Source organism: Streptomyces sp. NPDC006872 (genome assembly GCF_040635845.1).
Lineage (GTDB): Bacteria > Actinomycetota > Actinomycetes > Streptomycetales > Streptomycetaceae > Streptomyces.
In genome coordinates this window covers 575314-597705 of sequence record NZ_JBEYIL010000004.1, presented here as the reverse complement: position 1 = coordinate 597705, position 22392 = coordinate 575314, and the positions used below count along the sequence as shown (strand labels likewise).

Here is a 22392-nt window from a genome sequence, read left to right as displayed (position 1 = left end):
CTGCACGACTGCCCGACATCGTATGCGCGCTTGATTTACTCAAGCAACTAGTACTTTCGGTGTGCGACGCGTGAAGAAACCGGGCAGACGGCTTCTGCCCGGTCCCCCACGACGGCGGCCGCGTCGCCTTTGCTACAGCGCACGCTCCAGGTGGTCCGCCACCAGCTTCACGAACCGGCCGGGCTCCTTCGGCCGCCCGCCCTCGGCGAGGACCGCCAGACCGTGCAGCAACTCTGCGGTCTCGGCGAGCCCCGCGCGGTCCTCACGCTCCTTGTAGGCCTGGTTCAGGCCCTTCACCAGCACGTGCTCGGGGTTCAGTTCGAGGATCCGCCGGGCGCGCGGCACCTCCTGCCCCATCGCGCGGTACATGTTCTCCAGCGCCGGGGTGAGGTCGTTCGCGTCGGAGACGATGCAGGCCGGGGACACGGTGAGGCGGGAGGACAGCCGCACCTCCTTCACGTCCTCGTCCAGGTTCTCCTTCATCCAGCCGAGCAGACCGGCGTACTCCTCGCCCTGCCTCTCCCGCTCGCCCTCGGTCTTCTCGCCGTCCTCCCCGCCGAGGTCGACCTCGCCCTTGGCGACGGACCGCAGCGGCCTGCCGTCGAACTCGCCCACCGCGTCGACCCACACCTCGTCGACCGGGTCGGTGAGCAGCAGGACCTCGACGCCCTTGGCGCGGAACGCCTCCATGTGCGGGGAGTTCTCGATCGACTGCCGGGACTCGCCGGTGAGGTAGTAGACGGCGTCCTGTCCGTCCTTCAGCCGCTCGACATAGCCCTTGAGCGTCGTCGGCTCGTCCTCGCTGTGCGTGGTCGCGAACGAGGAGACCGCGAGGAGGGCGTCGCGGTTGTCGGAGTCGGTGAGCAGCCCTTCCTTCAGGACCGCGCCGAACTCCCGCCAGAACGTGGCGTAGCGGTCGGGGGCCGCGGTCATCATGTCCTTGACCGTCGAGACGACCTTCTTGGTGAGCCGGCGCTGCATCATCCGGATGTGCCGGTCCTGCTGGAGGATCTCCCGGGAGACGTTCAGCGAGAGGTCCGCCGCGTCGACCACGCCCTTGACGAAGCGGAGGTACGGCGGCAGCAGCGCCTCGCAGTCGTCCATGATGAAGACGCGCTTCACATACAGCTGGACACCGCGCTTGTAGCCCTGGTTGTACAGGTCGTGCGGGGCGTGCGAGGGGACGAACAGCAGCGCCTGGTACTCGAAGGTGCCCTCCGCCTGGAGCCGGACGGTCTCCAGCGGTTCGCGCCAGTCGTGGCTGATGTGCTTGTACAGCTCGTGGTACTCGTCGTCGGACACCTCGTCGCGCGAGCGCGCCCACAGCGCCTTCATCGAGTTCAGCGTCTCGGGCTCGGGCGCGGGCGTGTCGTCGGCGTCGTCCGAGCCGTCCGCGTCGGTCTTCTTCTCGGCCTTCTTCGGGACGGACCTGATCGGCCAGGTGATGAAGTCCGAGTACCGCTTGACGATCTCCTTGATCGTCCACGGCGAGGTGTAGTCCTGCAGCTTGTCCTCGTCGTCCGCCGGCTTGAGGTGCAGCGTGACGGCAGTGCCCTGGGGCGCGTCCTCGACGGTCTCCAGGGTGTACGTGCCCTCCCCGCGCGACGACCAGCGGGTGCCCTTGCTCTCGCCGGCGCGCCGGGTCACCAGGGTCATCTCGTCGGCGACCATGAAGCCGGAGTAGAAGCCGACGCCGAACTGGCCGATGAGCCCCTCGGCCCCGCCCTCCTCCTGGGCCTCGCGCAGCTCCTGCGCGAACTTCGCCGTGCCCGAGTTGGCGATCGTGCCGATGAGCCGGCCGACCTCGTCGTACGACATCCCGATGCCGTTGTCCCGCACGATCAGGGTGCGGGCCTCGGTGTCGGTCTCGATCTCGATGTGCAGGTCGGACACGTCCGCGTCGGGTGCGTCGTCGCGCAGCGCGGCGAGGCGCAACTTGTCCAGCGCGTCGGAGGCGTTGGAGACGAGCTCGCGGAGAAAGACGTCCTTGTTCGAGTAGACCGAATGGATCATCAGCTGCAACAGCTGACGGGCCTCTACCTGGAACTCAAACGTTTCGGTCGACATGATGCGCGTATCCCTCACAGGTTCCGGAGTCTCCTGGACTGGCGACAGCCACTGTAAGACACCAAGTCAGCCCGCACCGCTCGCTGTTCGAGCTCGTGGCGTCGGCGGGCGTCAGCGCAGCAGCGCGCCGCGCAGGGTCAGGCCGTATCCGACGCGCAGCCGACGCAGTTCCCACAGGGCCACCGCGCTGACCGAGAGCGGCGCGCCCAGCGTCAGCGCGATCCGCAGCGGGCCCGGCACGCCCTCGTACGCCCCGGTGAGCAGGTCGATCAGCGCCATCTCCCACACGAGCACCAGCGCCAGCAGCGGCGGGACCGTCTCGTGGATGTCCGCGGTGCGGAACACATGCGCCAGGGACATGCCGACTCCGTAGACGACGAACGGCAGGACCCAGCAGAGCGTGAACAGCGTGCCGACGACGGTGACCGTCGACATCACGGGGTTCGTGGCGAACCGCCCCTCGGCGAAGCCGGTGAGCACGGACGCCGGGAACACCGCGACCCCGGCGATGATCGCCACGACCGAGCCGAACGGCCTGGCCGCCCGCCGCAGCAACTCCTGCCTGGCCGGAGGACGGGCCACGCCGATCAGCACGCCGACGACCACCGGGAAGGTCACCGAGAGCACGAGGACGTTGATCCAGGACTGGTCGGCGCGGTCGTCGGCGAAGTCCCCCACGGACTCGACGAGTTTGTAGGAGACCATCACCCACACCACCGCGCCCAGTCCGACGAGGGTGCGGATCCGCTGCATACGGGCGACCACGGGATCGTCGACCCGGCCGGGCCGTGACGGCCGGAACACCTTGCGCCCGACCGCGACGGGGTTGACGACGCGCCACAGACTGTGGACCGGTCCCACGTGCGGCACGGGCGGCGGCATGGGCGGCGGGGCCGGCTGCGGGCTGTAGGGACCGTAGGGGTGGTACGGATCGTGCGGCGGCCGGCCGCCCTGCTGGTTCCAGGCGTTCATGGAATTCGGCTCCCCCGAGTCGCGACTGATCCGACGATGCGACGCGGAGCTTAGTGGTCCGATCAGCGCATGTCGGAGATGCGCGGAAATCAGCGCGGAATCTCCTCCACCTCCGCGAAGCCTCCGGTTCGGGTCCAGCCGAGCCGGGTCAGCGACTCGGTGGAGCCCCTGGTGAAGAGCAGGCGTCGCGAGTCGCCGCCGCCCTCGGCGGTGACCTTCGTCCAGCCGTCGAAGCTCCTGGTGAGGTTCGTGTCCCAGCGGGCGAGGTCGGTCGTGCCGACCGCCGCGATCGACTCCGTCGGCGGTTCGCCGTCATAGCAGTAGACGCCCCAGTTCGCGATGACGGCGACGGTGCCGTCGAACTCCTTGAGGGTGAGGCTCTGGCACCGGTCCGTCGCGGTCGCGTACACGACGTTCGGCGCGCTCCACACCGTCGAGTCCGTGTCCCGGTGCCGCTCGACGAGACCGCGTCCGGCGACGTACGCCATGCCCACACGCCGGCCGTCGGACAGCTCGATCTCCTCGTCGAAGCGAGGGGCCGCCGGTGTGCCCGACGTGACGCCGGTCGCGGTGGGGGCGGCCGTCCCGCCGCCGCCCGCCGGTCCGCCGCAGGCCACCGCGACGCCCACCGCCAACGCCGCCCCGGCCAGGGCCCGCAGCCGATCTCCACTCATGCGCATCCCCCCATGTTCTCCTGCTTCTCCTGCCGGGCCGCGCATCATGACATCACCTGTTCGCGCGGTGACGGGTGTGAGTGCCCCGCCCGCTCAGCTGCGGAGGCGGTCGAAGCCGAACGGGGCGAGGGAAGCGGGGCGACGGCCGGTCAGGACGTACTCGGTGACCTCATGGCCGGTGGCGGGGCCGAGCGTGACCCCGAGCATGCCGTGTCCGGTGGCCGCGAACGCGTTGACGTGGTCCGGGAGCCGGTCAGGGAGGAAGGGCCGGCCGCCGACCCAGGGGTCCCCAGGTCGTCGAGGGCGACTTCCTGGTGTTCCGGGCCGCCGAACTCGGTTTCGACCTACGGCTGCCGAGGGTCGCGGTGGCCTGGTTGGGCGGTGGGTGAGCCGCGCTCGTGGCGCGCGGCTCACCCACCGCCGGTCCATCACCAGGCCACCGGCAGCTCCCGCACTCCGTGCACCGCGCGGCCCTCGAACGCGAACTCCTCCGCCGGGCCGGTCGCCCGCAGCTCGGGCAGCCGCCGGAACAGCGTCGGCAGCGCGATCCGGAGCTCGGCCCGGGCCAGCGACTGGCCGAGGCAGTGGTGCAGACCGTGGCCGAAGGCGAGGTGCTGTCCGGCGTCCCGGGTGATGTCGAGCGTGTCCGGGTCGGCGAAGACAGCGGGATCCCGGTTGGCCGCCTGGAGCGCGACGACCACGCCTTCGCCGGCCCGGACGGTGACGCCGCCGACCTCGACGTCCTCGGTGGCGATCCGGCGCATCCCGATGTGGACGACGGTCAGGTACCGCAGCAGCTCCTCCACCGCGCCCGGCACAAGGCCTTCGTCGGCGCGCAGCGCGGCGAGTTGGTCCGGGTGCCGCAGTAGCGCGACCACGCCCAGGGAGAGCATGCTCGCGGTCGTCTCGTGCCCGGCGATGAGCAGTTGGACGAGCATGCCGGCCGCTTCCGCCGGGGTGGCCTCACCGGTGGCGACGCGTTCCGTGGCGAGCTTGCTCATCAGGTCGTCGCCCGGCTCGCCCGCCTTGGCGGCCAGCAGTTCCCGGAGGTAGCCGAAGAGCGCCGCCCAGCCGGCCCGCATCGCCTCCGGTCCGGCCGAGACGGTGGCGAAGGCGGCGGCCTGCCGGTGGATGAAGTCCCGGTCCGCGTACGGCACTCCGAGCAGTTCGCAGATGACGAGGAGGGGCAGCGGCAGGGTGAAGTGCTCGACGAGGTCGGCGGGTCGCTGCTGTTTGACGAGGCCGTCGAGGAGTTCGTCGGTGATCTTCCGGATGGCCGGCCGCAGTTGCTCGACCCTGCGGAAGGTGAACTCGGGGATGAGCATGCGGCGCAGCCGGGTGTGGTCCGGCGGGTCCATGGCGAACAGCTGGCCGGGGGTGCGCGGCGGCGGGGTCGGCTGCAGCCCGGGGAACCCCGGCCGGACGTTCTCCGAGCTGAAGCGCGCGTCGCTGAGGACGGCCCGGGCGTCCTCGTTGCGGGTGACCAGCCAGGGATGGAGGTCGCCCCACAGGCTGATCCGGGTCAGGGGCCGCTCCCTGACCCAACGCCCGTACTCGGCGGCGGGATCGAGGAGGGGGCGGTGTTGGGGCAGGGGCGGCGGGGTGTCCGTCGTGTTCATGGTGGGGGGCTCCGGTGGTGAGGCAGACCGGTGGTCAGGGGGCTCCGGTGGTCAGGAGGCTCGGGTCGTCAGTGGGCTCCGGTGGTCAGGGGGAGCTGAGGCCGGCCAGGGCGAGGAGGAGGTCCTTGACCTCGGTGGCGTCGATCTCGCCCCGCGCCAGGTCGGGCCGCGAGCACAGCAGGACGGGGCTGTCCTGCGGGTCCTGCGGCAGTCGACCGTGGCTGCCGCGCACCCCGGAGGGGTCCAGGGGGACCGTTCTGATGCGGTAGCGCAGACCGGCCTTCTTGCGGGCGACCTGGCCGATGGCGCGGGCCTTCACACCGGGCACGGTGGGGTCGTAGAGGAGTTCGGCCGGGTCGTAGCCGGGCTTGCGGTGGATCTCGACCTGGCGGGCGAAGTCCGGGGCGCGGTCGTCGTCGAGCCAGTAGTAGTAGGTGAACCATGCGTCCGACTCGGCGACGGCGACCAGTTCCCCCGAGCGTTCGTGGTCCAGGCCGTGGGCGGCCTTGCCCGCGGCGTCCAACACCTCGTCCACGCCGTCCAGTTCGGCCACGATCTTCGCGACCCGCTCGATGTCCGCCGGGTCCCGTACGTACACGTGGGCGACCTGGTGGTCGGCGACGGCGAAGGCGCGGGACGTCCAGGGGTCGAGGTACTCCATGCCGTCCTGGGTGTGGACTTCGAGCAGCCCGGCCCGGCGCAGCGCGCGGTTGACGTCGACCGGCCGGGAGGCGGGCGCGATGCCGTACTCGCTGAGGATCACGACCGTGGCGTCCTCACTGCGGAAGTGGTCGAGCAGCGGGCGCAGGGCGTCGTCGAGCCGCTTCGCCTCGCGGGCGGACTGCGCCGAGTCCGGGCCGGAACGCTGGGGTTCGTAGTCCAGGTGCGGTACGTAGACCAGGGTCAGGTCGGGGCTGTGCTCGTCGAAGATCTGGCGGGCGGCGGCCAGGATCCACTGGCTGGAGGGCATCCCCGCGTTGGGGCCCCAGTAGGTGAACAGCGGGAACGGGCCGAGCCTGTCGGTGAGTTCGTCGTGCAGGGCGGGCGGCCAGGTGTAGCAGTCGGGTTCCTTGCGGCCGTCGGAGTAGTAGACCGGGCGCGGGGTGACGGTGAGGTCGACGTCGGCTCCCATGGCGTACCACCAGCAGACGTTGGCGACCTTGTAGTCGGGGTCGGTCCGGCGTGCCGTGTCCCACAGCTTCTCCCCGCCGACCAGCGCGTTGTGCTGCCGCCACAGCAGGACTTCCCCCAGGTCACGGAAGTACCAGCCGTTGCCGACGATGCCGTGCTCGGTGGGCGGCACGCCGGTGAGGAGGGTGGACTGCACCGAGCAGGTGACGGCGGGCAGCACGGGGTTGAGCCGGGCCTGGAAGCCCTGTGCGGCGACGGCCGAGACGGCGGGCATGTGGCGCAGCATGCGGGGGGTGAGGCCGACGATGTCGAGGACGACCAGTCTCGTCACGAGACAGGCTCCTTTCGCGGAGGTTCGGTGCTCGGGGATGCGGTGCGTGCGGTGGACCCGGTGGGTGCGATGGACCCGGTGGGTGCGGCGGGTGTTCGGGTCAGGCCGAGTTCCTCGAACCGGTCGCGGGTCCAGGCCAGTTCGGCGGCCAGGCCCGCGACGAGCCCCTCCCGGTCGTGCGGCCGCACCTGTTCGGGGAGGACCGACCAGGTGTAGGTCTCGACCTCGACGTGATCGCACACGGCCCTCGGGCCGCCGAGCAACTCCCGTAGCGCGGTGGTCAGTTCAGGTGCCGTGGTGCGCAACGGCGGTTCGGGCTCGGCGTGCAGCGGGGCGTGGAAGTGCACCCGCCAGGCGGAGGAGGGGTCCAGGCCTCCGGCGAGGGCGGCCGGCAGGTCGTCGACGCCGGTGACGACGCCCTGCGGGGCGGTGCGGGTCTGGTGCAGGAAGCGGGGTTCGGCGAACCGGGCGAGCGCCGCCCGCGCCTCGGGGGCCGCGGGGTCGTCGGCCTGGAGCGCGCTGGACGCCTGGACCTTCACGACCGGCAGCCCGGCGTCCGCGAGGCGGCGCAGCGCCTGGGCCGGTTCCTCGAACTGCACGGCGAGATGGCAGGTGTCCAGGCAGACGCCGAGCCGCTCCGGGTCCAGCCCGCCGAGTTCCCGGGCCGCCTGGACGGTGTTCTCCACCACGCACCCGGGTTCGGGCTCGAAGCCGACCCGGATCGTGCGACCGGTCTCCCGCTCCAACTCGGCGAGTTCTCCCGCCAGTTCGTCCAAGGCCCGGCGGGCCGTGTCGCGGGCGGCCGTCGGCCACGGGGTGCGCCAGGCCAGAGGCAGGGTCGAGACGCTGCCGCGCCGGGCGTCGTCGGGGAGCAGTGCCGCGAGCACCCGGGCGCAGTCGACGGTGTAGCGCAGGCGGGCGGGGTCGGTCCAGTCGGGGCGGTAGACGTCCTTCTTGACGACCTCGCGGTGGAAGCCGCCGTAGGGGAAGGCGTTGAGGGTGACGGTCTCCAGCCCGCGGGCGGCCAGTTCGGCGCGCAGTCGGCGTACGGCGTCGGGCCGGGCGGTCAGCTCGGTGACGACGTCATGGGCCAGCCAGAGGCCGATGCCGAGCAGGTCGACGCCGAGGGTCTCCCGTACGGGCTCGGCGTACGCGGCGAGCTGGTCCACGACTCCGTCGAGGTCCTCGGCCTGGTGGACGTTGCTGCAGTAGGCGAGGTGGACGGTCTGGCCGTCGGGGTGTCGGAAGCGCACCGCGGGCTCACTCTCCGCCGCGTTTGATGGAGTTCCCCTCGAACAGGCCCGTGTCGTCGGGCTTGACGTCCTCGAGGTCGAGTCGCCCGCTCTGGCCGTAGAAGGCCACGGGGTTGCGCCACATGACCTCGTCGACGCTGTCGTCGTCGAAGCCGGCGGCGAGCATCGCGTCGGCCGTCTTCCGGGTCTTGAGCGGGTCGCTGCGACCCCAGTCGGCGGCGGAGTTGACGAGCATCCGCCCGGTCCCGTGCTCCTGGAGGATGCGCACCATGCGGTCCTCGCTCATCTTGGTGTCCGGGTAGATCGAGAAGCCCGTCCAGCAGCCGCTGTCGGCGACCATGGCCACGGTGAGCTCGTTGAGGTGGTCGACGAGGACGTGCTCGGGCGGGATGCCGGACTCGCGGACCACGTCGAGGGTGCGCCGGGTGCCGACGGCCTTGTCGCGGTGCGGAGTGTGGACGAGGACCGGCAGTTCGTGCTCGACGGCGAGTTCGAGCTGCCGGGCCAGCGCCTCGTCCTCCTCGGGGGTCATGGAGTCGTAGCCGATCTCACCGACGGCCACCACCCGGTCCTTGGCCAGATAGCGCGGCAGGACGTCCAACACCCCTGTGCAGCGGGGGTCGTTGGCCTCCTTGGGGTTGAGGGCGATGGTGCAGCGGTGCTGTATGCCGAACTGCGCGGCGCGGAACGGCTCCCAGCCGAGCAGCGCGTCGAAGTAGTCGGTGAAGCTGTCCACCGAGGTGCGCGGCTGGCCGAGCCAGAACGAGGGTTCCACCACCGCCCGCACACCGGCCGCGTACATGGCCTCGTAGTCGTCCGTGGTGCGGGAGGTCATGTGGATGTGGGGGTCGAAGATACGCATCATGCGGCTCCTGCGGGCGCGGCAGTGGCAGTGGCGGAGTAGGCGGTGAGGGCGCGGACGGCAGCGGCGCGGCGGTCGGGGACGGGCGAGTGGGCTTCCGCGGGCAGCCCGGCCGCCTCCAGCGTGCCGGGGTGGGCGCGCAGGATCGGCCAGACGTCGAGGGGGACGTCCCGTCCGGCGGCGACCCGTTCATGGGCGAAGTCGGCGAGCATCCGGGCGAGTTCGCGGTCCGCCCGCTCCGCGAGACCCGCGACCCGGTCGAGGGGGATGTCGCAGAAGACGCACTTCAGCACGGCGTGCCGGTAGCCGTCGTGGTCCAGATGGCGTGCTGCGTACGGACCGAGGGCGGCCTCGATCAGGTCCGTGTCGTTGCCGCGGAGCGCCTCGCGGACGAGGGGCAGGCCTCGGTCGGCGAACGAGGCGTGCGCGTCCTCCAGGAGGGGCAGCGCCCGCAGCACCGCGCGTTGCTCGGCGGCGTCCCCGTACCGGTGGAGAGCGGTGATCTCCTCGGCGAGCGGCGCTCCGCGCAGGGGCAGGGCGACGAGCAGCCTGGCACGGGCGGCGTCGGCCACCGTCCAGCCGTCGACGAGCGGTCCGCGTCCGCAGCGCCTGCCGACGGCCGGGAAGACGGTGCGCAGCGCGGCCGGGTCCCGGCCGACACGGGTGACGGCCTCGGTCAGCCAGCGTTGCGCGTCGGCGGTGAGCTGTCGGTCGAGGGCTCCGGCGATGTGTGGGTCCACCGCGCATACCTCCTGTTCGGCTGCGCGTACGACAACAGCCGTACGGGGGTGGGGGGTTGGTGGTGCTGGACGCAGCGACGGATCACCGCGGCGTCAGAACGGCTCGGCGGCCTTGAGGAACTCCAGGGAACGGCGGGCGACTTCGGGGGCGTCCAGAGCTCCGCCCTGGATCTCCACCGAGACCGGCCCTCGGTAGCCGGAGGCCTTGAGGGCGGCCAGGACGGGCGGGAAGTCGATCTCGCCCGTGCCGAGTTCGAGGTGCTGGTGCACGCCTCGCCGCATGTCCTCGATCTGCACGTTCACCAGGTGCGGGGCCGCCAGTGCGACGCAGTCGAGCAGCGGGAGGTCGTCGACGCAGTGGGCGTGGCCGATGTCGAGCGTGACACCGAACCCTTCGGGGTCGCCGAGCCGTCCGCGCAGTTCCAGGACGCGTTCCACGGTGTCGACGAACATGTACGGCTCGGGCTCGAAGCCGAGGGCCACGCCGTGTGCGCGGGCGATGTCCAGGACCTCTTCGCAGCCCACGGTCAGCCGCTTCCAGGCCTCGTCCGCCGACACGCCCTCCGGAGCCGGGCCGCTGCACAGGTGGACGGCCGGGGAGCCCAGGTCGGCCGCGATGCGCACGGCGCGGGCCAGCAGGTCGACGCGCAGCTCGGCTCCGGGGGCCGACATCAGCGTGGGGAGGTGCTTGTGCCACGGGTCCAGCAGGTAGGGCGCACCGGTCTCGATCACGACCGCCAGCCCCAGTTGCTCCAACCGCCTTGCGAGAGCGGTGACTCGGCGCGGCAGGTCCGGGGCGAACGGGTCGAGGTGGCCGTGGTCGAGGGTGAGCCCGACCGAGTCGTACCCGAGGTCGGCGAGCACGGTCAGCACGTCGTCGAGCCGGTGGTTGGTGAACCCGTTGGTCCCGAACCCGAACCGCAGCCCACCGGCGGGACCGGGGCTCGCCTCACCGCGGCTCACGTCAACGAGGCTCACCTCACCGGGACTCACCTCACCGGCGTTCGCACCGCCCGAGCCCGTGCTCATGTGGGCGACACCTTCCGGGCGAGGCGGCGTGCCAGTGGGTGGGCCACGGCCAGGATTCCGGCCAGGGCCGCGCCCCCGCCGCCGGCGGTGAGCGACGCCTGAAGGGGCATCAGCGACAGGATCCCGGTGCCGACGGCGCCGCGGACGTTCTCCGCGGAGGGCTCCCGCGCTGCCCGCGCCTGCGCCGTCCCGTAGGTGGCGAGGTAGCCGAGCGCGCCGGCGGCGGCGCCGATCCGTGCGGCCGGACCGCGCCGTCTCCAGGTGGGAAGTGCCGCGGCGGCCACGGCCGTTGCGGTACTGCCGGCCAGCGTGGCGACGGGCACGGTGCGCGGTGCTCCCGACACCTCGTGACGGCTCAGCGCCGTGACGGTGTAGGTGTGCGCGCCGACCAGCAGCGCCGCCGGCAGGGCGGCGGCCCGACGGCCGGGGTCCGCTCCGGCGAGCACGTTCAGCGCCCGCGCTCCCGCCATGGCGGCCGGCCCGGCCGAGGTGGCCTTCAGACGCAGGTCGTACGCCCAGACCAACCCGGTCAGCGGAAGCGCCACGCCGAGCGCGCGCCGCCCGCCGCCCAGAGCGGCGAGGCCGAGGCCCGTCGCGGTGAGTCCGCACGCGGTGGCGAGCGCGGTACGGCGGGCAACTCGCCCGGAGGGTATGGGTCGTTGGGGCCGTTCCACCGCGTCGACGGTGGCGTCCGCATAGTCGTTGAGCGCCATTCCGGCCCAGTAGAGGGCGACGGAGGAAGCCATCGTGGCGACGATGCGGGGCCGGGGCCTCCCGGAGCTCGCGACGGCGCCGGCGAGGACGTCACCGGGCACGCTCAAGGCTGCGGGCATGCGGATCAGCTGCGCCAGATCGGCAAGGCGTGGGGGAGAACGGAAGTCGTTCGAGCCATGCATGATCGGACCCTACTTCTAACATTTTAACTCTCATATACCTCGTCCCGATCATTTCTGTGAAGAAACCGTGTGTGCGCCATATCGAACATCCGCACGCACCGGGCCCCCTTGTCCAGTCGACGTCGGCCGCCTAGCCTGACTTTGTGCCGCAAATAAACAAAGCCCGAACGCACAACGTCGTGCCGGGCGACGGCAAGGACCTGACCCGCCTCCGTATCGCTCTGACCACGTTCTTCGCCCTCGACGGCTTCATCTTCGCGGGATGGGTCGTCCGCATCCCGGCCATCAAGCAGCAGACCGGCGCCTCCCCCAGCACGCTCGGACTCGCACTTCTCGGCGTCTCCGCGGGCGCGGTGATCACGATGATGTTCACGGGACGCCTCTGCCACCGCTACGGCAGCCACCCGGTCACCGTGGTCTGCGCGGTCCTGCTCTCCCTCACGGTCACGCTCCCCCCGCTCACCCACTCCGTCGCCGCGCTCGGGGCCGTCCTCCTGCTGTTCGGGGCGGCCTACGGCTCCATCAACGTGGCTTTCAACAGCGCCGCCGTCGATCTGGTCGCCGCGCTGCGCAGGCCGATCATGCCCACCTTCCACGCGGCCTTCAGCCTGGGCGGCATGGTCGGCGCCGGTCTGGGCGGGCTGGTCGCGGGCTCGCTGTCGCCGACCCGGCATCTGCTGGGCCTCGGGGTCGTCGGCCTGCTCGTCACCGCGCTCACGGGACCCACGCTGCTCCGGCACGAGCCGGCCCGGCCGTCCGAACGCGGCGTCGGCACCCGGCCCGAGGACGAGGACCCGTCGCCCGCGAAGGCGGACCCGCACCGCCCGACCACCCGTACCCACACCACCCGCACCCGCCGGCTCGTCGTCGTCTTCGGCCTCATCGCCCTGTGCACCGCCTACGGCGAGGGAGCCCTCGCCGACTGGGGCGCCCTGCACCTGGAACAGGACCTGGGCGCCTCCGCCGGGGTCGCCGCGGCCGGATACTCCTGCTTCGCCCTGGCCATGACGGTCGGCCGGCTCACCGGCACCACTCTCCTCGAACGGCTCGGCCGCACCCGCACGGTGGTGACCGGCGGCGCGGTCGCCGCGGCCGGGATGCTGCTCGGCTCCCTCGCTCCGACCCTCTGGGCAGCGCTGGTCGGCTACTCCGTCGCCGGACTGGGCCTGGCCAACCTCTTCCCGGTCGCGGTCGAACGCGCCGGGGCGCTGGCCGGCCCGAGCGGAGTCGCCATCGCCTCGACGCTCGGCTACGGGGGCATGCTCCTGGGCCCGCCCGCCATCGGCTTCATGGCCGACTGGCTCTCCCTGCCCGCCGCCCTCACCAGCGTGGCGGTCCTGGCCGCGGCCGCCGCGCTGATCGGCCTCACAACGCGTCGGGCGACGGCCGACTGAGTCGCGTCAGCGCTCCCCTCGACCGCACTCCATCCGGCAGACTCCCCCACATGGAGACTGCCGAGTTCATCAGCGTCCTGGACCGGGAAGGCCGCGCGCTGGCCGCCGCCGCGGCGGTGGCGGGCCCCGACGCGAAAGTGCCGACCTGCCCGGGCTGGCAGGTCGGAGACCTGCTGCGGCACACAGGCGCGGTGCACCGCTGGGCGACGTCGTTCGTGGCCGAGGGAGACCTTTCGTTCCACCCCCTCGCCGAGCCGCCGGACCTCGACGGCGATCCACTCCTCGACTGGTTCCGCGAGGGACACGGCCGACTCGTCGACACCCTGTCCACCGCCTCGGCCGACGTACGGTGCTGGCACTTCCTGCCCGCGCCGTCGCCGCTCGCGTTCTGGGCCAGACGGCAGGCACACGAGACGGCCGTGCACCGCGTGGACGCCGAGTCGGCCCGTGGCCGAGGGCCCGACGAGATCGCCCGGGACCTCGCCGTCGACTTCGCGGCGGACGGCGTCGACGAGCTGCTGCGCGGCTTCCACGCGCGCGACCGGAGCAGGGTGCGCACCGAGGAGCCCCGGGTCCTGAGGGTACGGGCGACGGACACCGCCGACGCCGTCTGGACCGTACGCCTGTCGCCGGAACCGCCCGTGACGGAGCGGACCGTCGAAGGGGACGCCGACTGCGAGGTGTCCGGACCGGCGGCACAGCTCTACCTGTCGCTGTGGAACCGGCTGCCGCTTCCCACCGTGACCGGGAACGCCACACTGGCGACGCTGTGGCGGGAGACGTCCTCCGTCTGACCGACCCGACCGACCGTCTCCTGGCGTCAGTCCGTCAGCATCCGGGTCAACACCGCGCGCTGCACCGGCCGTACGTGGCCGTGCAGCGCGCGCCCTTTCCGCGTCAGCGCCACCCGCACACCCCGGCGGTCCTCGGTGCAGAGGCCGCGCTCGACGAGACCGTCCTTCTCCAGACGGGCGATGAGCCGGGACAGCGCGCTCTGGCTGAGGTGGACGCGCTCGGCGATCTCCTGGACGCGGTAACCGCACGAGACGTTCGGCGCGCCCGATTCGGCGAGGACGTCGAGCACCTCGAAGTCACTGGCGCACAAGCCGTGTTGATGCAGCGCGCGGTCGAGTTCGCACTGGGTGCGCGCATGCAGCGCCAGCATGTCCCGCCACTGCTCGACAAGCGCCTGCTCGGCCTCGCCCTCGGCCTCTGTCCCGCCCGTCTTCGCCGCCATGGGGCGCACCGTAGCAGAGGAAGGAAATTGTTGCATCGGAATTAAATGCGCTTGCATTCGATGCGTGTGCATGTACTGTTCTGCGACATGACCTCTCCGCTCCCCTCCCCCGCGTCCCCTCCCACCGAGGGCCGCTGGACGTCCCGGCTGTGGGGCACCCTGCTGGTGCTGTGCGCCGCGATGTTCCTGGACGCGCTGGACGTGTCCATGGTCGGCGTCGCCCTGCCGTCCATAGGCTCCGACCTCGGCCTTTCCACCTCGACCCTGCAATGGGTGGTCAGCGGCTACATCCTGGGCTACGGCGGCCTGCTCCTCCTCGGCGGCCGCGCGGCCGACCTGCTGGGCCGCCGCCAGGTCTTCCTGATCGCCCTCGGCGTCTTCGCCCTGGCATCCCTGCTCGGCGGTCTCGTCGACTCGGGTCCGCTGCTGATCGCGAGCCGGTTCATCAAGGGCCTCAGCGCGGCCTTCACCGCCCCGGCCGGCCTGTCCATCATCACGACGACGTTCCCGGAGGGTCCGCTGCGCAACCGCGCGCTGGCCATCTACACCACCTGCGCCGCGACCGGCTTCTCGATGGGCCTGGTCCTCTCCGGCCTGCTCACGGAGGCCAGTTGGCGCCTCACCATGCTGCTGCCCGCGCCGATCGCCCTGATCGCACTGGCGGCGGGCCTGAAGCTGCTGCCGCGCAGCGAACGGGAGAAGGACCACAACGGCTACGACGTCCCCGGCGCCGTCCTCGGCACCGCGTCGATGCTGCTGCTGGTCTTCACGGTGGTGCAGGCCCCGGAGGCGGGCTGGACCTCCGCCCGCACCCTGCTGTCCTTCCTGGCGGTCGTCGTCCTGCTCACCGTCTTCGTCCTCGTCGAACGCCGCTCCGCGGGCCCGCTGATCCGGCTCGGCGTGCTGCGCTCCGGCAGCCAGATCCGCGCCCAGCTCGGCGCCATGGCCTTCTTCGGCTCGTACGTCGGCTTCCAGTTCCTGGCCACCCTGTACATGCAGACACTGCTCGGCTGGTCGGCACTGCACACCGCGCTCGCCTTCCTGCCGGCCGGCGCGCTGGTGGCGGTGTCCTCGACCAAGGTGGGCTCGATCGTGGACCGGTTCGGCACCCCGCGCCTGATCGCGGCGGGCTTCGCGTTCATGGTCGCCGGATACGCGCTGTTCCTGCGCGTCGATCTCGACCCGGTCTACGCCGCCGTCATCCTGCCGTCGATGCTGCTGATCGGCGCGGCCTGCGCGCTGGTCTTCCCCTCGCTCAACATCCAGGCCACCAACGGCGTGGCGGACCACGAGCAGGGCATGGTCTCGGGCCTGCTCAACACCTCGGTACAGGTGGGCGGTGCGATCTTCCTGGCCGTGGTCACCGCGGTGGTGACCGCGGGCGCCCCCGCCGACCCCACCCCGCAGGCCGTCCTCGACAGCTACCGCCCCGGGCTGACGGTGGTGACGCTCATCGCCGCCGCGGGCCTGCTGATCACCCTCCCCGGCCTGCGCACCCGACGCGCCCAGGGCTCGGTCCTCGTCGCCAAGTCCACCGCGGCGGAGGAGAGCGCGGAGGCGAACCATGGGTCGAACGCGGAGCCCGTGGGGGTCCGCGACTAGGAAGTGGCTGCGCGAAGTGTGCGTCCGGCGGGGGCGATTGCCTCGCCGGGCGCACGCCTGTGAGACTTGCCGTATGAGCAGCCACAACGGTTACGGGGGACGGCGCACGCAGGCCGACCGGGACGCGATCACCGTCGAGATCGGATACGCGTTGTTCAGCGCGGTGTTCGCGGCGGCGGTGCTGTTCGGGGCGCTCGCCGGACCGGCGCTGCTGTTCGAACTGCCGGACACGGCCGAGAAGTTGTCGCTGCGCTCCGGGCTCGCGCTCGCTCCGGTGGTGTTCCTGGCCCGGGTGGTCTCCGTACTGCTCCGCTTCCGTGCCGACACCCGCCTCCGTACGGACGCTCAGCCCAGCCAGCCCGGCCGGACCAGCCCCGACTCATAGGCCAGCACGACCAGTTGGGCCCGGTCCCGCACGCCCAGTTTCACCATCGTGCGGCTGACGTGGGTCTTGGCGGTGAGCGGGCTGACCACCAGTCGGCGGGCGATCTCCTCGTTGGACAGGCCGATCCCGACCAGCGCCATCACCTCCCGCTCCCGCTCCGTGAGCCGACCCAACGCGTCGTCCGTCGCGGGCTCCTTGGAGCGGGCCGCGAACTCGGCGATGAGCCGACGCGTCACTCCCGGCGAGAGGAGCGCGTCGCCGGCGACCACCGCCCGTACGGCACGCAGGAGTTCGTCCGGCTCGGTGTCCTTGACCAGAAAGCCGGAAGCCCCCGAGCGGATCGCCTCGAAGACGTAACTGTCGAGTTCGAAGGTGGTGAGCATGACCACCCTGACCTGCGAGAGCGCCTCGTCCTCGGTGATCCGGCGGGTGGCGGCGAGGCCGTCGAGGAGGGGCATCCGGATGTCCATCAGGACGACGTCCGGCCGCAGTTCACGCACCGCGCGCACCGCTTCCTGCCCGTCGGCGGCCTCCCCGGCCACCTCGATGTCCGGCTGTGCGTCGAGCAGCGCCCTGAACCCCGCCCGGACCAACGACTGGTCGTCGGCGAGCAGTACGCGGATCACCGGTCGTCCTCCTTGGCCTCGGCCTTCACCGGGAGTACGGCGAGCACCCGGAAGCCGCCGTCGGGCCGCGGCCCCGCCTCGATCGTGCCACCCAGGGCCGCGGCCCGCTCCCGCATTCCGGCGAGACCGTTGCCGCTGCCGCCCGCTTCGGCGCCGGTCGCCGGTCCGTCGTCGTCGATACGGAGCCGTAGCGCCGCGCCGCGCCGTTCGAGCCGCACGCGCGCGTGGCGCGAGCCCGAGTGGCGTACGACGTTGGTGAGTGCCTCCTGGACGATGCGGAAGGCGGCGAGGTCCGTGTGGGGCGGCAACCCGGGCGGCGAGCCGGTCACCTCGACCGTGAGGCCCGCGCGCGCCGCCTGTTCCACCAGCTCGGGCAGCCGGTCCAGGCCGGGCGCAGGCGCCCGCGGCACATCACCCGGCGTGCGCAGGGTGTCGAGCACCTGGCGCACCTCGCCGAGCGCTTCCTTGCTGGCGGACTTGATGGTGGTGAGCGCGGTCCGCGCCTGCTCCGGGTCGGCGTCGAGCAGCGCCAGGCCGACGCCTGCCTGCACGTTGATGACCGAGAGGCTGTGGGCGAGGACGTCGTGCAGTTCACGGGCGATGCGCAGCCGCTCCTCGTCGGCACGCCGCCGGGCGGCCTGGGCGCGTTCGGCCCGCTCACGGGCCCACTGTTCGTGCCGGCTCCGGGCCAGCTCCGCGATCGCCACGATCGCCAGGACCCACCCGGCGACGACGATCTCCTGCCCGAACGGCGCGGGGTCGTCCCCGGCGGGCGGCAGCCACCGGTACAGCCAGTGCGCGACCAGCAGATGCACGGCCCACAGCATCCCCAGGGCCGTCCAGGCGGCCCGGCGGTGCCCGGCGACGACGGCGGCGAAGCAGGCGACCGCCACGGTCAGGAAGACCGGCCCGTAGGCGTAGCCGGCGCCGAGGTAGATCGCGGCGGCGGCCGCGGTGCCGAACACCACGGCCACCGGTTGCCGTCGCCGCCAGAGCAGCAGACCGGAGGCGAGAACCAGCAGCACGCGCGCGAAGGCGTCGAGCGAGGCCCGCTCGCCCTGCTGCGCGTGGGTCGCGAAGGTCGAGCCGACGAGCACGAACACGGTGATCAGCACGGTGGAACGCCAGGGCCACCGCGCCGCGTCCGGCTCCGCCCGCTCCCAGCGGCGCAGCCGCGGCGGCGGCCCGTGCCGCCACCACTGCTCCGGGCCACCGCGCCCGCGCACCTGCTCTTCGTCCATGTCCGCCACGCTAGACGCCACCGCCCACGCCGGACGTCCGCCGGACGAGGTGCTCGGCGGTACTCCCCCGGAAGTACGCGCCGCACCCGCCCGCGTTCATCGCCTCCACCAGCGCGCGGCGCTTCCGACCAGGGGGTCTCCCTCGCCGGGCGGGCTCTACCGCAGACCCACCTCGTGGGCGAGCCGGGTGAGCGCGTACCGGAAGAACGGCTCGCGGTCCTCCACGACCCGGTGGAACTGCCCGAACACCTCGAACCCGACCAGTCCGTACAGCTGGGCCCAGGCCGCGACGAGGGGGGCGACCGCTCCCGGTGGGAGGTCGGGCGCGAGATCCGCCGCCATCCGCACCGCTTCGGGAACCAGTTCGTCCGTCAGGAGCGGCACTTCCAGCGCGTGCGCCCGGTGTGCGTCGCGCACGATGCCGATGAGGAGGAGGCCGACCCGGGCGGCGGCCGCAACGGTCGTCGCGGGCGCGCTGTAACCGGGCACCGGCGAGCCGTAGATCAGCGCGTACTCGTGCGGATGCGCCAGTGCCCAGCCGCGCACCGCCTCGCCGACCGCGACCCAGCGGTCGACGGGAGCGACACCGGCGGCGGCCGTGTGCGCGGCCTCCGCGCTCTCGCCGAGCGAGTCGTAGGCGTCGATGATGAGTGCGGTGAGCAGGTCGTCACGGCTCGGGAAGTACCGGTACAGCGCGGAGGAGACCATGCCGAGCTCACGGGCCACGGCCCGCAGCGAGAGTTTGGCGGCCCCCTCGGAGGCGAGTTGTCTGCGGGCCTCCTCCTTGATGGCGGTGGTGACTTCGATCCTGGCTCGGGCGCGTGCCCCACGCACGGTGCTGCTCATGTGGGTCAGTGTCCCATGAAACCGGAGCAGTGCACACAATCGAGAGCGTCGAACTGAAAAGAGAGCACCGCTCTTGCTTTCGAACACCACCCTCGGGCAGACTCGACTCCAGCGAGAGCAGTGCTCACACTTTGGTCCAGGAAGCAGGAGGCAGTACCCATGTCCACCCACGCCCACGTACAGAAGCCCGGCTGGTTCACCGTCAATGTCTTCAACCGTGCCGTGGCCTGGCTGACCCGACGCGGGCTCAGCGTGTGGGGGTCGCGGGTCCTGGCGGTGCGCGGCCGCAAGAGCGGCGAGTGGCGCACCACCCCCGTGAACCTGCTGACCGTGGACGGGCAGCAGTACCTGATCGCACCGCGCGGTCACGTCCAGTGGACGCACAACATGCGTGCGGCGGGCGGCGGCGAACTCCACCTCGGCAAGCACGTGGAGGAGTTCACGGCGATCGAGGTCGCGGACGACGACAAGACGCCGTTGCTGCGCGCCTACCTCAAGCGCTGGAAGGCCGAGGTCGGCGTCTTCTTCAACGGGGTCGGCCCCGACTCCCCCGATGCCGAGATGCGCCGGATCGCCCCTGACCACCCGGTGTTCCGGATCACCGTCACCGACCGACGGTGATCACGGGCGCGCCCCTTCGGTCAGGAACCGCTCTCCTCGGCCTCCGCCGCAGCTGCCGGTGCCGGCTCCTGGGCGGCCTGCCGCCGATCCATCGCGGTCAGCGCCCGCTGGGCCATCGGGTGGGTGCGCACGAGCTCGCCCAGGGTGGTCCGGCCGCGCGTGATGTCGGTGAACGCCCGCCAGGCCGGGCGGAAACCGGTGAGGGCCGCGTGGAAGAGCCCGGGCCGGCGCTCGAAGACGGCGAGCAGCCGCTTGCCGACGCTCATCTCCACACCGAGGCCCGCCTTGACCGCGAAGGCGTAGTTCAGCGCCTGGCGGCGGGTGTCCACCGCGTCGTGCGCCTCGGCGATCCGGACCGCCCACTCACCCGCGAGCCGGCCCGAGCGCAGGGCGAAGGAGATGCCCTCGCGGGTCCACGGCTCCAGCAGACCCGCCGCGTCCCCGCAGACCAGGACCCGCCCGCGCGAGAGCGGTGAGTCGTCGGCGCGGCAGCGGGTCAGATGGCCGGAGGAGATGCTCGGCTCGAACCCGGCGAGGCCGAGCCGCCCGATGAAGTCCTCCAGGTACCGCTTGGTGGCCGCGCCTTCGCCGCGCGCGGAGATCACGCCGACGGTCAGCGTGTCCCCCTTGGGGAAGACCCAGCCGTAACTGCCGGGCATCGGCCCCCAGTCGATGAGGACGCGCCCCTTCCAGTCCTCGGCGACCGTCTCCGGCACCGGGATCTCCGCCTCCAGGCCGAGATCCACCTGGTCGAGTTTGACGCCGACATGCGCCCCTATCCGGCTCGCGCTGCCGTCGGAGCCGACCACCGCCCGCGCGAGCACCGTCTCGCCGCCCTGGAGGACGACCGCGACCGTGCGCCGGTCCGGCACCGCCGAGCCGTGCTGCTCGACCCGCTGCACGGTGACGCCCGTGCGCAGCTCGGCGCCCGCCTTCTGGGCGTGCTCGACGAGCTGCTGGTCGAACTCGGGCCGGTTGATCAGCCCGAACAGCATCTGCCGGGAGCGGCGGGTGCGGGTGAAGCGCCCGTTGTTGGAGAAGGTGATCGCGTGCACCCGGTCGCGGAAGGGCAGCTCGAAGCCGGGCGGCAGCGCATCGCGCGAGGGTCCGATGATGCCGCCGCCGCACGTCTTGTAGCGGGGCAGCTCCGCCTTCTCGAGCAGCAGCACGCGCCGCCCTGTGACCGCCGCCGCGTAGGCGGCCGAGGCCCCCGCGGGTCCCGCGCCCACCACGACGACATCCCACACCTGCCGCACGTCGTCCGCCGAAGAGTTCTCGCTGCTCACGATGGTCTACTGCTCCCGATCAAGCCGCTTGCCGCACCTGTCCCCCGCATCCTACGGCGGAGATCGTCACGGACCGATGACAGTCCGCTGTGGGAGGATCGGCGGCGTGCGCGCGACCCCATCCCGGCAGCGCGTACGCTCGCACGGTCCCCCGAACGGACCAGTGCCACCCTGTACAACGTCGCACCCACAAGGAGCGTGCCCATGTCGTCGAATCCGGTCGCCGAGACCGTCGCCTCCCTGATGCCCAGGGCCCGGGCGGAGCTCGCCGAGCTGGTGGCGTTCAAGTCGGTGGCGGACTTCGACCAGTTCCCCAGGAGCGAGAGCGAGGCGGCCGCGAACTGGGTCGCCGACGCGCTGCGCGCCGAGGGCTTCCAGGACGTGGCCCTGCTCGACACGCCCGACGGCACCCAGTCGGTGTACGGCTACCTGCCCGGTCCGGCCGGCGCGAGGACGGTCCTGCTGTACGCCCACTACGACGTGCAGCCGCCGCTGGACGAGGCCGCCTGGACCACCCCGCCCTTCGAGCTGACCGAGCGCGACGGCCGCTGGTACGGCCGCGGGAGCGCCGACTGCAAGGGCGGCGTCATCATGCACCTGCTCGCGCTGCGCGCCCTGAAGGCGAACGGCGGCGTCCCGGTCAACGTCAAGGTGATCGCCGAGGGCTCCGAGGAGCAGGGCACGGGCGGTCTGGAGCGGTACGCGGAGGAGCACCCCGAGCTGCTGACGGCCGACACGATCGTCATCGGCGACGCGGGCAACTTCCGGGTCGGGCTGCCGACGGTCACCTCCACCCTGCGTGGCATGACCATGCTGCGGGTGCAGATCGACACCCTCGAGGGCAATCTGCACTCCGGCCAGTTCGGCGGGGCCGCGCCCGACGCGCTGGGCGCGCTGATCCGGGTCCTGGACTCGCTGCGCGCGGAGGACGGCTCCACGACCGTCGACGGCCTCGCCGACGACTCCCGCTGGGAGGGCCTGAAGTACGACGAGGCGCAGTTCCGCCAGGACGCCAGGGTGCTGGACGGCGTCGGCCTGATCGGCTCCGGCACGGTCGCCGACCGCATCTGGGCGCGCCCGGCCGTGACCGTCCTCGGCATCGACTGCCCGCCGGTCGTCGGCGCCACGCCGTCGGTGCAGGCGAGCGCCCGCGCGCTGATCAGCCTCCGGGTGCCGCCGGGCGTGGACGCGGCCGAGGCCACGAAGCTGCTGCAGGCCCATCTGGAGGCGCACACGCCGTGGGGCGCGCGTGTGCGGACCGAACAGATCGGCCAGGGCCAGCCGTTCAGCGCCGACACCACCAGCCCGGCGTACGCGGCGATGGCCGAGGCGATGGCGGTCGCCTACCCCGGCCAGGAGATGCAGTACGCGGGTCAGGGCGGCTCCATCCCGCTGTGCAACACGCTGGCCGCGCTCTACCCGCGCGCGGAGATCCTCCTCATCGGCCTGAGCGAGCCCGAGGCGCAGATCCACGCGGTCGACGAGAGCGTGTCCCCGCAGGAGCTGGAGCGGCTGTCGGCGGCGGAGGCGCTGTTCCTGCGCAACTACGCGGCGAACTGAGCCGCGCCGCCCGCCTCGGA

General features: G+C 72.1%; 21 protein-coding genes. 6 read left to right on the top strand and 15 right to left on the bottom strand.

Annotated elements, in window-relative coordinates; genetic code table 11:
• Positions 1-132: 132 nt before the first annotated feature.
• From htpG to ABZ725_RS15575, 10 genes are all read right to left on the bottom strand, one after another.
• Positions 133-2067 (bottom strand): molecular chaperone HtpG, encoded by a 1935-nt coding sequence (gene htpG, locus ABZ725_RS15620; RefSeq protein WP_358803213.1) that lies wholly within the window; start codon positions 2065-2067, stop codon positions 133-135.
• Between the two features lie 111 nt (positions 2068-2178).
• Positions 2179-3039 (bottom strand): hypothetical protein, encoded by an 861-nt coding sequence (locus ABZ725_RS15615; RefSeq protein ID WP_358803212.1) that lies wholly within the window; start codon positions 3037-3039, stop codon positions 2179-2181.
• Positions 3040-3128: 89 nt separating this feature from the next.
• The gene (locus ABZ725_RS15610; RefSeq protein WP_358803211.1) at positions 3129-3713 is read right to left on the bottom strand and encodes a hypothetical protein; all 585 of its coding nucleotides are present in this window, start codon (positions 3711-3713) and stop codon (positions 3129-3131) included.
• Positions 3714-4141: 428 nt separating this feature from the next.
• Positions 4142-5332: a cytochrome P450 gene (locus tag ABZ725_RS15605; protein ID WP_358803210.1), complete on the bottom strand. Its 1191-nt coding sequence runs from the start codon at positions 5330-5332 to the stop codon at positions 4142-4144.
• A gap of 85 nt (positions 5333-5417) precedes the next feature.
• The gene (locus ABZ725_RS15600) at positions 5418-6794 is read right to left on the bottom strand and encodes a nucleotide pyrophosphatase/phosphodiesterase family protein (protein ID WP_351919990.1); all 1377 of its coding nucleotides are present in this window, start codon (positions 6792-6794) and stop codon (positions 5418-5420) included.
• A complete protein-coding gene (eboE, locus tag ABZ725_RS15595; RefSeq protein ID WP_358803209.1) occupies positions 6791-8047 on the bottom strand; it encodes a metabolite traffic protein EboE in 1257 nt (418 codons plus the stop codon). The genes ABZ725_RS15600 and eboE overlap by 4 nt, the downstream gene beginning before the upstream one ends.
• Before the next feature lie 7 nt (positions 8048-8054).
• A complete protein-coding gene (locus tag ABZ725_RS15590; protein ID WP_358803260.1) occupies positions 8055-8909 on the bottom strand; it encodes a TatD family hydrolase in 855 nt (284 codons plus the stop codon).
• Positions 8909-9649, bottom strand: a complete 741-nt coding sequence (locus tag ABZ725_RS15585; RefSeq protein WP_358803208.1) for an EboA domain-containing protein — start codon at positions 9647-9649, stop codon at positions 8909-8911. The genes ABZ725_RS15590 and ABZ725_RS15585 overlap by 1 nt, the downstream gene beginning before the upstream one ends.
• Before the next feature lie 93 nt (positions 9650-9742).
• On the bottom strand, positions 9743-10678 hold the full coding sequence (locus ABZ725_RS15580; RefSeq protein ID WP_358803207.1) for a sugar phosphate isomerase/epimerase family protein: 936 nt from the start codon (positions 10676-10678) through the stop codon (positions 9743-9745).
• Positions 10675-11574, bottom strand: a complete 900-nt coding sequence (locus ABZ725_RS15575; RefSeq protein WP_358803206.1) for an SCO3242 family prenyltransferase — start codon at positions 11572-11574, stop codon at positions 10675-10677. Before ABZ725_RS15575 ends, ABZ725_RS15580 begins: the two co-directional genes overlap by 4 nt.
• A 179-nt stretch (positions 11575-11753) precedes the next feature.
• Here ABZ725_RS15575 and ABZ725_RS15570 point away from each other — a divergent pair, with 179 nt between their 5' ends.
• Both ABZ725_RS15570 and ABZ725_RS15565 read left to right on the top strand, forming a co-directional pair.
• The gene (locus ABZ725_RS15570; protein ID WP_358803259.1) at positions 11754-12968 is read left to right on the top strand and encodes an MFS transporter; all 1215 of its coding nucleotides are present in this window, start codon (positions 11754-11756) and stop codon (positions 12966-12968) included.
• Positions 12969-13018: 50 nt separating this feature from the next.
• On the top strand, positions 13019-13762 hold the full coding sequence (locus ABZ725_RS15565; protein ID WP_358803205.1) for a maleylpyruvate isomerase family mycothiol-dependent enzyme: 744 nt from the start codon (positions 13019-13021) through the stop codon (positions 13760-13762).
• A gap of 26 nt (positions 13763-13788) precedes the next feature.
• Here the strand turns inward: ABZ725_RS15565 and ABZ725_RS15560 are convergent, their stop codons facing one another.
• A complete protein-coding gene (locus tag ABZ725_RS15560) occupies positions 13789-14205 on the bottom strand; it encodes a MarR family transcriptional regulator (protein WP_358803204.1) in 417 nt (138 codons plus the stop codon).
• Between the two features lie 87 nt (positions 14206-14292).
• On the opposite strand from ABZ725_RS15560, the gene ABZ725_RS15555 reads away from it, so the two are divergent.
• Both ABZ725_RS15555 and ABZ725_RS15550 read left to right on the top strand, forming a co-directional pair.
• Positions 14293-15807, top strand: coding sequence for an MFS transporter (locus ABZ725_RS15555; RefSeq protein WP_358803203.1), 1515 nt, complete (start codon positions 14293-14295; stop codon positions 15805-15807).
• Positions 15808-15880: 73 nt separating this feature from the next.
• A complete protein-coding gene (locus ABZ725_RS15550; RefSeq protein ID WP_358803202.1) occupies positions 15881-16192 on the top strand; it encodes a DUF6332 family protein in 312 nt (103 codons plus the stop codon).
• Here the strand turns inward: ABZ725_RS15550 and ABZ725_RS15545 are convergent.
• The 3 genes from ABZ725_RS15545 to ABZ725_RS15535 all read right to left on the bottom strand — a co-directional run bounded on the left by ABZ725_RS15545 (position 16153) and on the right by ABZ725_RS15535 (position 18905).
• Positions 16153-16818, bottom strand: a complete 666-nt coding sequence (locus tag ABZ725_RS15545; protein WP_351920008.1) for a response regulator transcription factor — start codon at positions 16816-16818, stop codon at positions 16153-16155. The genes ABZ725_RS15550 and ABZ725_RS15545 overlap by 40 nt on opposite strands.
• Positions 16815-18059 (bottom strand): sensor histidine kinase, encoded by a 1245-nt coding sequence (locus tag ABZ725_RS15540; protein ID WP_358803201.1) that lies wholly within the window; start codon positions 18057-18059, stop codon positions 16815-16817. Before ABZ725_RS15540 ends, ABZ725_RS15545 begins: the two co-directional genes overlap by 4 nt.
• Before the next feature lie 156 nt (positions 18060-18215).
• Positions 18216-18905 carry a TetR/AcrR family transcriptional regulator gene (locus tag ABZ725_RS15535; protein WP_358803200.1) on the bottom strand — a complete coding sequence of 230 codons (690 nt, stop codon included), beginning with the start codon at positions 18903-18905 and terminating at the stop codon, positions 18216-18218.
• A gap of 159 nt (positions 18906-19064) precedes the next feature.
• Here ABZ725_RS15535 and ABZ725_RS15530 point away from each other — a divergent pair, with 159 nt between their 5' ends.
• On the top strand, positions 19065-19526 hold the full coding sequence (locus tag ABZ725_RS15530; RefSeq protein ID WP_358803199.1) for a nitroreductase family deazaflavin-dependent oxidoreductase: 462 nt from the start codon (positions 19065-19067) through the stop codon (positions 19524-19526).
• Positions 19527-19546: 20 nt separating this feature from the next.
• Here the strand turns inward: ABZ725_RS15530 and ABZ725_RS15525 are convergent, their stop codons facing one another.
• A complete protein-coding gene (locus ABZ725_RS15525) occupies positions 19547-20812 on the bottom strand; it encodes a geranylgeranyl reductase family protein (protein ID WP_358803198.1) in 1266 nt (421 codons plus the stop codon).
• 204 nt (positions 20813-21016) lie between these two features.
• On the opposite strand from ABZ725_RS15525, the gene ABZ725_RS15520 reads away from it, so the two are divergent.
• A complete protein-coding gene (locus tag ABZ725_RS15520; RefSeq protein ID WP_358803197.1) occupies positions 21017-22372 on the top strand; it encodes a dipeptidase in 1356 nt (451 codons plus the stop codon).
• Positions 22373-22392: the final 20 nt, after the last annotated feature.